This window comes from Reyranella sp., from assembly GCF_004297405.1.
Classification (GTDB): Bacteria; Pseudomonadota; Alphaproteobacteria; order Reyranellales; family Reyranellaceae; genus Reyranella.
In genome coordinates, this window is sequence record NZ_SCVC01000006.1 from 1 (window position 1) to 12,673 (window position 12,673).

The 12,673-nt window shown below is 64.7% G+C and carries 12 protein-coding genes; 8 read left to right on the forward strand and 4 right to left on the reverse strand.

What is annotated here, in order from left to right; genetic code table 11:
* Positions 1 to 126: a DUF4114 domain-containing protein gene (locus tag EPO50_RS31490; RefSeq protein ID WP_367268028.1), complete on the forward strand. Its 126-nt coding sequence runs from the start codon at positions 1 to 3 to the stop codon at positions 124 to 126.
* Positions 127 to 467: 341 nt separating this feature from the next.
* Here EPO50_RS31490 and EPO50_RS02235 read toward each other — a convergent pair whose 3' ends face one another.
* On the reverse strand, positions 468 to 1,232 hold the full coding sequence (locus tag EPO50_RS02235; protein ID WP_296341017.1) for a competence protein CoiA family protein: 765 nt from the start codon (positions 1,230 to 1,232) through the stop codon (positions 468 to 470).
* A 415-nt stretch (positions 1,233 to 1,647) separates the two neighbouring features.
* Between EPO50_RS02235 and EPO50_RS02240 the strand changes: the two genes are divergently transcribed.
* Positions 1,648 to 1,896, forward strand: coding sequence for a DUF4114 domain-containing protein (locus EPO50_RS02240; RefSeq protein ID WP_296341018.1), 249 nt, complete (start codon positions 1,648 to 1,650; stop codon positions 1,894 to 1,896).
* 174 nt (positions 1,897 to 2,070) lie between these two features.
* On the opposite strand, the gene EPO50_RS02245 is transcribed toward EPO50_RS02240, so the two are convergent.
* A complete protein-coding gene (locus tag EPO50_RS02245; RefSeq protein ID WP_296341019.1) occupies positions 2,071 to 2,562 on the reverse strand; it encodes an OmpA family protein in 492 nt (163 codons plus the stop codon).
* A gap of 336 nt (positions 2,563 to 2,898) precedes the next feature.
* Here EPO50_RS02245 and EPO50_RS02250 point away from each other — a divergent pair, with 336 nt between their 5' ends.
* The gene (locus EPO50_RS02250) at positions 2,899 to 5,778 is read left to right on the forward strand and encodes a hypothetical protein (protein WP_296341020.1); all 2,880 of its coding nucleotides are present in this window, start codon (positions 2,899 to 2,901) and stop codon (positions 5,776 to 5,778) included.
* 211 nt (positions 5,779 to 5,989) lie between these two features.
* The gene (locus EPO50_RS02255; protein ID WP_296341021.1) at positions 5,990 to 8,905 is read left to right on the forward strand and encodes a DUF4114 domain-containing protein; all 2,916 of its coding nucleotides are present in this window, start codon (positions 5,990 to 5,992) and stop codon (positions 8,903 to 8,905) included.
* Between the two features lie 186 nt (positions 8,906 to 9,091).
* Here EPO50_RS02255 and EPO50_RS02260 read toward each other — a convergent pair whose 3' ends face one another.
* The gene (locus tag EPO50_RS02260) at positions 9,092 to 9,565 is read right to left on the reverse strand and encodes a VOC family protein (protein ID WP_296341022.1); all 474 of its coding nucleotides are present in this window, start codon (positions 9,563 to 9,565) and stop codon (positions 9,092 to 9,094) included.
* Between the two features lie 120 nt (positions 9,566 to 9,685).
* On the opposite strand from EPO50_RS02260, the gene EPO50_RS02265 reads away from it, so the two are divergent.
* Positions 9,686 to 9,895 carry a hypothetical protein gene (locus EPO50_RS02265; protein WP_296341023.1) on the forward strand — a complete coding sequence of 70 codons (210 nt, stop codon included), beginning with the start codon at positions 9,686 to 9,688 and terminating at the stop codon, positions 9,893 to 9,895.
* A 19-nt stretch (positions 9,896 to 9,914) separates the two neighbouring features.
* Here the strand turns inward: EPO50_RS02265 and EPO50_RS02270 are convergent, their stop codons facing one another.
* Positions 9,915 to 10,307 carry a VOC family protein gene (locus tag EPO50_RS02270; RefSeq protein WP_296341024.1) on the reverse strand — a complete coding sequence of 131 codons (393 nt, stop codon included), beginning with the start codon at positions 10,305 to 10,307 and terminating at the stop codon, positions 9,915 to 9,917.
* A 159-nt stretch (positions 10,308 to 10,466) separates the two neighbouring features.
* Between EPO50_RS02270 and EPO50_RS02275 the strand changes: the two genes are divergently transcribed.
* The 3 genes from EPO50_RS02275 (at position 10,467) to EPO50_RS02285 (ending at position 12,603) form a co-directional block, all read left to right on the forward strand.
* Positions 10,467 to 10,985: a DUF4142 domain-containing protein gene (locus EPO50_RS02275; protein WP_296341025.1), complete on the forward strand. Its 519-nt coding sequence runs from the start codon at positions 10,467 to 10,469 to the stop codon at positions 10,983 to 10,985.
* A gap of 223 nt (positions 10,986 to 11,208) precedes the next feature.
* A complete protein-coding gene (locus tag EPO50_RS02280) occupies positions 11,209 to 11,955 on the forward strand; it encodes a Crp/Fnr family transcriptional regulator (RefSeq protein WP_296341026.1) in 747 nt (248 codons plus the stop codon).
* A 129-nt stretch (positions 11,956 to 12,084) separates the two neighbouring features.
* Positions 12,085 to 12,603, forward strand: coding sequence for a DUF4142 domain-containing protein (locus tag EPO50_RS02285; RefSeq protein WP_296341027.1), 519 nt, complete (start codon positions 12,085 to 12,087; stop codon positions 12,601 to 12,603).
* Positions 12,604 to 12,673 lie beyond the last annotated feature (70 nt).

Here is a 12,673-nt window from a genome sequence, read left to right on the forward strand (position 1 = left end):
ATCTGGAACTACGGCCTCAACACCTGGGGCTGGGAAGACAAACTCGGCGGCGGCGACCACGACTTCAACGACCTCGTCGTCCAACTCGACTTCACCAGCGCCTCCGGCCACGGCTGGCTCGTCTAGCTGGGGCGCGCCAGTCAAGCGCGGAGGTTACTCCGCGCGAACTGGCGCGGTCATGAATCGCGGGGTGAGGATGTTGACGTGAAGCCCTCACCCTAAGGAGCCGCACGAAGTGCGGCGTCTCGAAGGGCCTGTCCTGAGCGAAGTCGAAGGGTGGGACTCAGGCCGCGGCGTTGGCGAATGGCTTTGCCTGCGGTAGGAAAGGAGAAGTGGAGTTAGGGCCAAAACCCATAAAGTAGAGCGCCGCCGCGTCTGCTTCTGACCTGCTTTCAGACGTCGGCCAAGTTCTGCGGTTCGTCGGAGACGGGCCAAAAGCTGACATTACGATGGTAGGCCGAGCTACGCTAAAGAGGACGCCTTCTTGCGAGGTACTGCTGGAATCCCGGCAACGGCTGGGGTCGTTGCGCCGCGCGATGAAGCTCCTCGACAATCACGCCAACGCCCACCGAAAATTGGTCCTCGGCGTCGAGTCCTTGGTGATGTGTGCGTAGGAAGGACTCGCGCGACACAGGCGTTAAATACACTCTGCCACTTCGGCTGATGGGATCGCGCCGCCAAAGGACGGGCGTTCCATCTCCATTGCCTAAATCAAAATAGACGGGCACGGGGCTAGAATTCCAATCGCGCAACGGCGCGCATTCTTCGTGGTGATTGGCGACATAAAGAATGAACGGTGGCTGGCCCCACACGCATGGGCCGATACACTTCAATAGCTGCGCGGCATCGCGCTTGCGTCTGCGCCCGTCTACCACCCAAACCATCCTGCGATAGAACGACTCTCGCGCCGCGCGTTCCTCCGCTTTGAGGAACGAGTGCTGAAACTCAATGACTACCCCGCTTTGCGTCTTCACGTCGGCGACGTGCTTCTCTCCGCTCCGCGCGAAATGGACAGTTTCTTGCCAGTCTGCCGGAAATTCATTCTTCCAAGCTCTATGCCATTCTGTTTCCGGCTCCCACCACGGATCGCAGACGCGAACACCTCGGTGCGCCCAGTGCCGGACTCTGTGATCGCCGCACTTGGCAATCACGGGAGCCCCGCAAGATGGGCATGTAGCGGAAAGCCCAGGTTCAGCCTCGCGACGTTGGCCTTCAATGTCTGCGAACTTCATTCTCCGTCATGTCCTCAACCCCAAAGTGGAGCTATTGTAACGGCAAACAGGGGCGCGTGGCAGGCACGTTTGATGTCCGTTGCGGGTCAATCTCTACGAACCGATTGACGTTCACCGATGTTTGAAAGCGGGTCAGAAGCAGACGTGTCGTAGCAGACTTTTATGGGTTTTGACCCTAGTTCGGGAGCGTGGTGGTGGCGATTACTTATACTGCTATCGAAAATTCGACCTATCTCGATTTCTCCGGCTATCGCATTACCACAGAGACGACGGTACCGGCGGCTTACGGGTTCACCGAGCAGCAACGCATCCCAGTCCACGAGACCTTGCCGCCGCGGCGCAGGCCAACGCCTACCAGCTCGCGGGAGGTGCCACGTCACTGTCGGGGCCGGGCTACGGCAACTATGCGCAAGCGATGCTGCAGGATGTCGATGCCGGCGACTTCGTGGCGATGACGCTCACCAACCAGTCGAGCGGCAACACCTTCTGGGCCTTCTCGCAGGCCAACGAGGCGGTGGGCGGCCAGTCGGTCGGCCACATCTGGAACTACGGCCTCAACACCTGGGGCTGGGAAGACAAACTCGGCGGCGGCGACCACGACTTCAACGACCTCGTCGTCCAACTCGACTTCACCAGCGCCTCCGGCAGCGGCTGGCTCGTCTAACAACAAAGCCCTCACCCTGAGGAGCCGCGCGAAGCGCGGCGTCTCGAAGGGTGGGAACGAGCACCACGCCTGAGGCCCATCCTTCGAGACGCTCACTGCGTTCGCTCCTCAGGATGAGGGCGTTGACTTGATGACCTCACCCTTCGAGACGCTCGCTCAGCCGCTCGTTCCCAATCACCGATTGCAGGCCGCCTCGCGGGCCTCTGCGGACTGACGTCGCTGGAACGCCAGCTCGACCCGGCGATTCTGTGCTTCGTGCGTATTGGGCGGCGTCGTCACCAGGGGCCTGGTGCTGCCCACCGCGGACACTGCCAGGCGTTCCCGCGGCAATCCACGTTCGACGAGATACGCTTTCACGACCTCGCTGCGGCGGCGCGACAAAGCGAGGTTGCTCGCGTCGCTGCCGGTATTGTCGGTATGGCCGACGAGGCAGAGCTGCCAAACCGGCGGCGCTGGACTTCCGAAGAGTGTGCCTGACCACTTGGCGGCCTGGTCGAGGGTCTGGCGGCCCGGATCCTTGAGGGCGACACTGCCGTCGTCGAAGTAAATCACCCAGGCGGACGGCTCGCGCAGAGAGGCGGGCGGAGGAGGCGGCGTGCTTTGACAGGCGCCGGTCAACAGACCCAAAGGGAGCACCAAGGCTCGGGCGACGCAGAGCAGTTTCATCGAGAAGACCCCGACCGCAACTGTGCGGCAGGCAGTCTAGGCCCCCGGCGTGCGTGCTGTCGAAGCCGGAATGGGATGCGTCTCGAAGGTTGGGCACGAGCACCACGCCTGAGGCCCATCCTTCGAGACGGCGCTACGCGCCTCCTCAGGATGAGGACGTTGACTTGAAGACCTCACCCTGAGGAGCCGCGCGAAGCGTGGCTGGGCGCATTCACATGCGCCTTACTCGAAGGGTGGGCACGAGCACCGAGTTCTCGCCCCGATTGCATCGCCGATCGCGATAATGTCTGATGTCGAACGGACTCTCGGGCAAGACAGAGCCACGGAGCAGGAGGCATGGCTGAGCTTCAGAATTCGTCTTATCTCGACCTGACGAGCTATCGCGGCAACGCCCCGCTGCCGACCCCCACCAGCCTGAACGATTCGTTCTCGTTCAACGTCGCGCTGGTGATGGAGCGGGCCAACGAGCCGACGGCGCTGCTGGAAGCCGACTGGGGCGCGCGGCAGGCGCAGCTTGCAGAGATGAAGGCGAACAACACGCTGTGGTCGACCTACGGTGCGGACCCGACGGCCTATCAGGAGGTGCGCACGGAGCTGACCAATCTGGGCTTCACGCTCTTCGCCGAAGACAACCCGCAATATGTCTCGTCGGCCGAGTCGCGCACCATCTGGCTGAAGGTCGACCAGACCAACTTCCACACGCTGTTCAACAACTTCCTCCACAAGGGCAAGGACGAGCAGGGCAAAGACGTCACCTTCTGGCTGGACAATCTCAACCTGCCTGACTCCCTGACCTCGCGCGGCGTCAAGGGCGTGTTCTTCGACACCAACGACTTTGCGCAGCTTCTCGCCGCCGACCCCGGCGCGACGGGCGTCGTGCTGCCCCAGGGCGCGCAGAGTCCGGGCAATTCCGTGCCCCAGGTGGACCAGATCAATCCCAACGATCTCGCGGTGATCTACAACTACCCGTTCAATTCGGGCACGACGAAGGAGCTGTGGAAGACGGTCGAGACCGCGACGATCGGGCTGATCGAACCCAATTACGGCACGAAGCTTCCCGCCGATTCCAAAGAGACCTTCGAGGCTCTGACGATCGAGTACAGGAAGAACGTCGCCGACCTCCACGACGATCGCGGCACCTACATCGGCTGGCAACCCGGCGGCGCCGCGAACGACAGCAGCGGCGAGCGTGCGATGGACGTGGGCATCGTCGCGACGGTGAGTCCGAAGTCCAAGACCGTCCTCTATGCCGGGTCGGGCGACAGGGAGGGCGCGGAGTCGCTCGCCTTCACGGCCTATCAGGCCGCCATCTGGGACGACACGAACCAGCCGCACGTCGTCAGCTCGTCATGGCACGACTTCGGCAACGTGGCGCCGGACTCGCCATTCGCGTTCGTGCAGCAGGAACTCTACATCGACGCGGTGCTGCGCAACATCACGATGGTCAATGCCGTCGGCGACGGCGGTTCGGGCGACCAGTATGCCAACGGCCTGACCAACATCGAGGGGATGCATTCCAGTCCCTACGCCATCGTGAGCGGCGGCACGTCGCTCAGCAGCCTGGAGATCGCGACCGGGGACCCGACCTTGCAGGGCATCGTGGCGGCGGCGACGGCCGGCAATCTCGCCGCGATCTGGCAACTGGTGGCCGGCGGCCTGAAGACGATTCCCTCTGCGGCCGATCCCGAAGCGACCGATCGGCTGATCGAGACCGTCTGGAACACCTACGTGGTCGACGGCACGAACATCGTCGCCAAGAATATCAGCGACGGTGGCTACTTCGACAACAATACCGGCGGGGGCGGCGTCGATCCCAGCAAGCCGCAGCCGGCGTACCAGACCGACTTCGGCCTCGATCTCGCGACGTCCGATCCGTCGGCGCTGCCCGGCCGCGGCGTGCCGGACGTGGCCGCGCTCGCGGGCGGCAATACGCGCTACGTCGTGCCGGGCGCCGACATGACGGGGATCGGGAGCGGGGCGGGAACCAGCGCCACCTCGCCGATGTGGGCGGCCCTTGTGGCGCAGTTCGATGCCATATTCCGCGACCAGGGCCTGTCCGACCTGGGCTACATGAACGATCTCCTCTACATCGCCGCGGCGATCGCGCCGGGCTCGTTCGGTGACATCACAATCGGCAACAACACCTCCTCGTTCGCTCTGGACGGGACCTATACGACGCCGCAGGGCAACATCTCCGCCTTCGTGACGCCGACCGGCTACGGCTACGAGGCCGGTCCGGGCTACGACCTGACGACCGGGCTGGGCACGCCCAACGGCCTGCTGCTGGCGCGCGCGCTGACCGCCATCGCGCACGAGCAGGTGTCGTTCGGCAGCGTCCATCATATCGTGGATGTCGGTGCGTCGGGCGACCTCACGACCACGCTGTCGGAAACGCTGCTGGTCCAGACGAATTCGACGGCCGCGACTACGGTCGAGGTGCTCGCGGGCGGCGACACGCAGAGCTTCGCCAGCGGCCCGTCGGCGGCCTATGCTTGGACGAGCCTGCTGGCGCAACAGTCGCTGCAGTCCAACTTCGATCCCGATCTGGTGCGGCTGTTCGACAAGCAGGCGCAGGGCACGCTGGGGCAGGTGCAGACCGCGACGGGCGATGCGCTCGCGGTCTTCGTCGACGGCACGCAGGCCGCGGCGCCGCAGGTGACGATGACCACGCCGTTCGGCTTCGTCGACTTCGCCTCAGAAGGCGGCGGCGTGCGCGTGGCGCGTCCCGTCGCGGTGGCGGAGACGGCGAGCGGCGCCAACGACCAGCAGGCCGTGGTGCGCGTGCGCCAGAACGGCGAGGATTCGCTGTCGCTCACTTTCTACCGGGTCGACGACTTCAACGGCACGATCGGCGGCCTGGATCCCGGCGATGCCGGCTATGCGGCAGCGGCGCAGGGCCGTGCGTATCAATTTTCAGGCGGCGCCACGTCGCTCGCGGGGCCGGGCTACGGCAACTACGCGCAGGCGATGCTGCAGAACGTCGACGCCGGCGACTACGTGGCGATGTCGCTGACCAATCAGTCGAGCGGCAACACCTTCTGGGCTTTCGCGCAGGCCAACGAGTCCCCAAGCGGCCAACCGACTGGCCATCTCTGGAACTACGGCCTCAATACGTGGGGCTGGGAGGATACCAAAGGCGTCGGCGACAACGACTTCAACGACCTCGTGGTGCAACTCGATTTCACCAGCGCCTCGGGCAGCGGCTGGCTGGTGTAGCGCCCGTTCAATTGGGGAGGCTTCTTGTCATCCTGAGCGCAGCGAAGGATCTCATGCCCTCGGCAACTGGTGATGAGATCCTTCGCTGCGCTCAGGATGACAGAGAAAGATCATCCTCCTCCCCATTCAAATGGGGAGGTGCCCCGAAGGGGTGGAGGGGTCGGAAGCGGCACGCGCCGCGGCGTCGGGCGGGAAGCAGGGAGTTTGAATAGTGGCCTTCGTCGAACTTCAGAACTCGACCTATCTCGATCTGACGAGCTATCGCGGCAATGCCCCGCTGCCGAGCAGCACGGGCTCGAACCCGTCGTTCGCGTTCAACGTCGCGCTGGTGTTCGAGCGGGCCAACGATCCGACGGCGCTGCTGGAGGCCGACTGGGGCGCGCGACAGGCGCAACTGGAAACGCTGAACGCCAACAACACGCTGTGGTCGACCTACGGCGCCGATGCGGCGGCCTACCAGCAGGCGCGCACCGAGCTGACCAATCTGGGTTTCTCGCTGTTTGCCGAAGGCACCGCCACCCAATATGTCTCGTCGGCCGAGTCGCGCACGATCTGGGTGAAGGTCGACCAGAGCAATTTCTCGACGCTGTTCGGGACCGACCTGCTCACGGGCGTCGACCAGTCGAATACTCAGGTCTCCTTCTGGCAAGGCAATCTCAGCCTGCCCGACACGCTGACCTCGCTCGGCGTCAAGGGCCTGATGTTCGACACGAGCATGTTCCTGCCGATCCTGGCCGATCCCGGCACCGGGACGGCGGCCGAACTGCCCCAGGGCCCGCTCAGTCCCGGCAACTCCGGCCCGAGCGGGAACCAGCTCTTCCCCAACGAGATCGCGGCTCTCTACGATTTTCCCTTCAACTCGGCCACGACGCCCGATCTGTGGCAGACGGTGCAGGCCGCGACGATCGGGCTGATCGAACCCAACCTGGGCACGAACCTGGGCGGCGACTCCACGCTCTTCGCGACGCGGGCGGACGAGTACAGGACGAAGGCCGGCGTCACGACGAAGGGCACCTATGTCGACGTGTCGCCCGGCGGCGCCCCGCAGGACTCCAGCAACGAACGCACGCTCGACGTGGGCGTCGCCACGACGGCGAGCCCGACCTCGACCCTCGTCCTCTATGCCGGGTCGGGCAATGCGTTCAACGCGAGCGGCATCACCTTCACCGCCTACCAGGCCGCCTTCTGGGACGAGGTAAACAAGCCCGCGGTGGTCAGCTCGTCCTTCCGCGACTATCCCCACATCGCGCCGGGCTCGCCCTTCGACTTCGCCTACCGCGAACTCTTCACCGACGCGGCGCTGCGCAACATCACGATGGTCAACGCGGTCGGCGACGGCGGCTCGGGCGACCAGTACGCCAACGGGCTGACGAACGTCGATACGATGCACGCCAGCCCTTACACCCTCGTCACCGGCGGCACGTCGCTCAGCAGCCTGCCGATCGCGCTGGGCGATCCGACGCTGGGCGTCGTGGCGCTTCTGGCGATGCAAGGCAATCTGCCGACGCTCTGGAACCTGGTCGCGAGCGGTCTGACGAGCCTGCCGTCCGCCGCCAATCCCGAGGCGACCCAGCGGCTGATCGAAACCGTCTGGAACGACAACTACCTGGTCGACAACAAGATCATCGATCAGGGCGGCGATCGCGGCGGGTTCCTCAACAATTCCCTCGGCGCGGGCGGCGTCGATCCCAGTCAGCCGCAGCCCTCGTACCAGACCGACTTCGGCCTCCATCTCACGACGCCCGATCCATTGGCGCTGACCGGCCGCGGCGTGCCGGACGTGTCCGGGGCGTCGGGCGGCAACCTCAACTACAAGGTGCCACAGGCAGACATGGGCGGGCTGCGCGGCGGCAGCGGCACCAGCGCCGTTGCGCCGCTCTGGTCGGCGCTCACGGCGCAGTTCGACGCCATCTTCGCCGATCAGGGCCTGCCGAACCTCGGCTACATGAACGATCTCCTCTATATGGCCGCGGCGATCGCGCCGGCTTCGTTCAACGACGTGACCATCGGCAACAACACCTCCTCGTTCGTCCTGGGTGGGAGCTTCGTGATGCCGCCAGTTGGCAACGGCCCGGCGACCGTCCATGTGACGCCGACCGGCTACGGCTACTCGGCCGACACCGGCTACGACCTGACGACCGGACTCGGCACGCCCAACGGCCTGCTGCTGGCGCGTGCGCTGACGGCCATCGCGCACGAGCAGGTGTCGTTCGGGGCCGCCCCCCATGTGGTGCAGGTCGATGCGGCTGGCGACTTCTTGGTCACGCTGTCGGAAACGCTGCTGATCCAGACGAGTTCGACGGCCGCGACGACGGTCAACGTGGTCGCGGGCAGCGGCATCGAGAGCTTCGACAGCGCGGCGTCGGCCTCTTACGCCTGGACCAGCCTGCTGGCGCAGCAGTCGCTGCAGTCGGACTTCGACCCCAACCTGGTGCGCCTGTTCGACAAGCAGGGGCAGGGCGCGCTGGGCCAGGTGCAGACCGCGACGGGCGATGCGCTCGCGGTCTTCGTCGACGGCGCGGAAGCCGGGGCGCCGCAGGTGACGATGACCACACCGTTCGGCTTCGTCGATTTCGCATCTGGAAGCGGCGGGGGTGGTGGCGATGCCGCCGTGCGCCTCGCACGTCCCGTCGCGCTGGCCGAGACGGCGGGCGGCGCCGACAACCAGCAGGCGGTGGTGCGCGTACGCCAGAACGGCGAGGATTCGCTGTCGCTCACCTTCTATCGGGTCGACGATTTCAACGGCACCATCAATGGCCTGCAGCCCGGCGAGGCGGGCTACGCCACGGCGGTGCAGGGCCGCGCCTATCAGATCGTGAGTGGCAGCACGACGGGCGCGTCGCTATCGGGGCCGGGCTACGGCAACTACGCGCAGGGGATGTTGCAGGGCGTCGACGCCAGCGACTACGTGGCCATGTCGCTCACGAACCAGTCGAGCGGCAACACCTACTGGGCCTTCTCGCAGGCCAACGAGTCCGTGGGCGGTCAGTCGGTCGGCCACCTCTGGAACTACGGCCTCAACACCTGGGGCTGGGAAGACACGAGAGGCGGCGGCGACCACGACTTCAACGATCTGGTCGTCCAACTCGACTTCACCAGCGCCTCAGGCAGCGGGTGGTTGGTCTAGCATCGCCAAAGCGCATGACCCCTCCGCCGCGTATGACGCGGCACCTCCCCATCTGAACGGGGAGGAGTCTCTAATCTGTCATCCTGAGCGTAGCGAAGGACGACAGATCATTCGCCTCCCCATTCAGATGGGGAGGTGTCAGCGTCTTACGCTGACGGTGGGGTCAGAGCGTCGCGAGAGAAGGCCTCACCCGCGCCGCGCTTTGTCGATGGTGGCGACGTCGATCTTCTTCATGTCCATCATCGCTTCGAACGCGCGCTTGGCTTCGTCGCCGCCGGCGGCCATTGCTTCGGTGAGCGTGCGCGGCGTGATCTGCCAGGAGACGCCCCATTTGTCCTTGCACCAGCCGCACGCGCTCTCCTGGCCGCCATTGCCGACGATGGCATTCCAGTAGCGGTCGGTCTCATGCTGGTCGTCGGTGGCGATCTGGAACGAGAAGGCTTCGGTCTGCTTGAACGCCGTTCCGCCGTTGAGGCCGATACATCTGACGCCGGCCACCGTGAAGTCGACCGTCAGCACGTCGCCCTTCTTGCCGGACGGGTAGTCGCTGGGCGCGCGGTGGACGGCGTGCACCTTACTGTCGGGAAAGGTCTCGGCGTAGAAGCGGGCAGCCGCCTCGGCATCCTTGTCGTACCAGATGCAGATCGTGTTCTTGGCCATCACGTGTCCTTTCGCTTTGAAGCCGGATACCGACGCAGGTTGACGGAACTCGTCCAATCCAGAGAATGGTCGTCGCGTCGATCGGGCGGGAACTCGATCGCGCAAACTGGGAGCGTGGGAATGAAAGACAGCGAGGACCGGATCAGCTCATCGCGAAACGAGCAGGTCAAGAACGTTTCGCCTCTGGCCGAGCCGGCATCGCAGAAGAGGTCTTATTCGCCTCCGGTTCTGGTGACGTGGGGAACCCTGCTCGACATCACGCAAGCTGTCGGAAGTTCAGGCCGCCGCGACGGCGGCAGGGGCAAGCAGCCACGTCGTACCCGTTGGTGAGACAGATGTCGGTTCGGACTCAAACCTCCGCATAGAGTTCCACGACATTGCCCTCGGGATCGCGAAAGAAGAGGGCGCGGTGGTGGTAGGCGGGGATGTCGCGCGGCGGGCTCAGGATCTCGACGCCCTTTGCCTTGAGCGTGTCGTGGCAGCCGTCGAGCAGGCGCGGCGCAACGCGGAAGGCGAGCTGGAGGGCGGCCGAGCCGGCGGGCAGCGGGCCGTCGTCCCAGGCGAGGCCGGGGCCGCGCAGCTTCAGCGCCAGCACCGCGGCGCCGACCTGGAATTCCACCCAGCGCTCGCCGTCGCGGACGAGCGTGAAGCCCATCACGTCGCGGTAGAATGCCTTGGTTTCCTGCAACTTCGTGCAGAGCAGGACCGTGTAGTCGAGGTTGCGGATGTCGCCCAGGCTCATGAGGGTTCCGTTCTCCGGGGGATTGGCAGGTCTTCCTTTATGCAGCGACGGATGGTTGATCGCAAAGAAGAGGAGTAGGGTAACCCGCCCATCAGCCTTTTCCCTATGGGCGACCATCGCGTTCTCGAGTTGTTTTCCTCTGAAAGCAAGGAGACGCATATGACCACGATCAATCGTCGCACTTTTCTTGCAGCTGTTGCCGTCGCGCCAATCGCGCACGCCGCGTTGGTGCATGCCGTGGACGCTCTGCCCGACGCACGATTTGTCGGCTTCGCCGAAACGGTCAACGACTTCGAGATCAAGTCGGGCCAATTGGCGCTCACCAAGTCCACGAACGAACTCGTTCGCGGCTTTGCCACGCGCTCCGTTGCCGAACACACGAAGGCCGCGACGTCGCTGGCGAGGAATCGCACTGAAGCCGGCGTGTCCATGGCGCCCGACGAGGATGTCCGGAAGATTGCAGACGAGGCGATGGCTCGCCTGAATGCGGTCCAGGGCGCGGAGTTCGACACTGCCTACGCCAACGCACAGGTGCGCGTGCAGACCGCGGCGGTCGATCAGTACGGCGCCTATTCGCAGAACGGCAAGAGCGGCCCGTTGCGCCGCTACGCGCAGGAGACGCTGCCGGACCTGCAGTCGTTGCTGGAGTACGCCCGGCGGCTCGCGGGCGGCCGCTAACAGCGGAGCCGAAAAGGGATCGATCATCTCACGCCGGAGCGAAGCAGCGTTCCGGCGTGGCTGAGACATGAGATCAAGTTTCTGGCTTCGTTTTGACGGAGGGTTTCGCGCTGCCGGAAATTTGGGCAGCGGCCAACTCGAATGCATCCATTCCGGTTGTATCAGACCGGCCGATCACTCGATTGTGGGTGGTGTCGTGCGGTCATCGAACTAGCATCGCTGCGTGACGTCGATCGCCCCGCTGCGAGGAAGGCAGTACGTCGAGGACCGGATTTCGACGGCCTCCTGCACGCGCTGTATCGGCCGCATGTTGAACCTCTGCGGGGCGCTGGACGACGGACAACTCCTCGAACTCGGTGCCCTGGGCAACCGCCGACGCTGGCGCAAGCGTGATATCCTGTTTCGTGCCGGCGATCCCATGTCGGCCTTCTTCAAGATCACGAGTGGCGTCGTTGCCGTCGTCTCGCGCACCATCGACGACGGCCGGCGCCAGATCGTGGCCCTTCGGATCGCTGGCGATTGTGTCGGATACCTTGAGACCGAAGGCCGCTACACATTCGAGGGCTACGCTCTTACCGACGTCGAAGCCTGCGCCTTCAGTCGGCGCCGCTTCGACGCTCTCGCCAGGCAATATCCGGTGTTGGCCGCTGCGACGGTCGAGGCGCTCGCCAGTGCCCAGAAGCAGACGGCGCGATCTGTGACGGCGATCGGGCAGCTCAGGTCGACGGAACGTGTCGCCTACTTCTTTTCTGACCTCCACGCGCTGTATCGAGAACGCTTCGGGGACAGTGAATCCTTTCCTCTGGCGCTGAGCCGCAGTGAGATCGCCAGCTACCTCGGCCTTACGCTCGAAACGGTCAGTCGTTCGGTCGGCAAGCTCCGGAAGCGGGGACTGATAGCGTTCGCCGGTGACCAGGTGACGGTACTGGATGTCGAAGCGCTGTGCGAATTTGCTAGCTTCGAGCCGTGATGCCGGCACCCTCCGGCAAGCCGCTCTCCTCCAGGCATTTGAAGTCATCCCGGATCTGAAAAGTCAGGGCAACTGATGGTTGATCGTGACGAAGTAAGGTAGGGTCGTGCGTCCCATAGGGAGATGCATATGACCACGATTCTTCGTCGCACTTTTCTTGCAGCCGCTGCCGTCGCGCCCGTCTCGTATGCCGCGGCGGTGCATGCCGTGGATGCGCTGCCCGACGCGCGGTTCGTCGGCTTCGCCGAAACGATCAACGACTTCGAGATCAAGTCGGGCCAGCTGGCGCTTTCCAAGTCCAACAACGAACTCGTCCGTGGCTTCGCCACGCGTTCCATTGCCGAGCACACCAAGGCCGCGCAGTCGCTGAGCCGCAACCGCTCCGAAGCCGGCGTGTCCATGGCGCCGCACGACGCAACCGCCCGCATGACCAACGATGCGCTGAACCAGCTCAACACGCTTCAGGGCGCGCAGTTCGACACCGCCTACGCCAACATTCAGTTGCGCGTGCAGACCGCGGCGAACGAGCAGTACGGCGCCTATTCGCAGAACGGCAAGAGCGGGCCGTTGCGCCGCTACGCGCAGGAGACCCTGCCGTCGTTGCAGTCGTTGCTGGAATACTCCAAGCGGCTGGCCGGCGGTCGCTAGACGCACATCACCTCTTGACCTGGACCCAGGGGCCGCCTCGACAAGGAGAACGGTCAACCCCAGCCCCTGG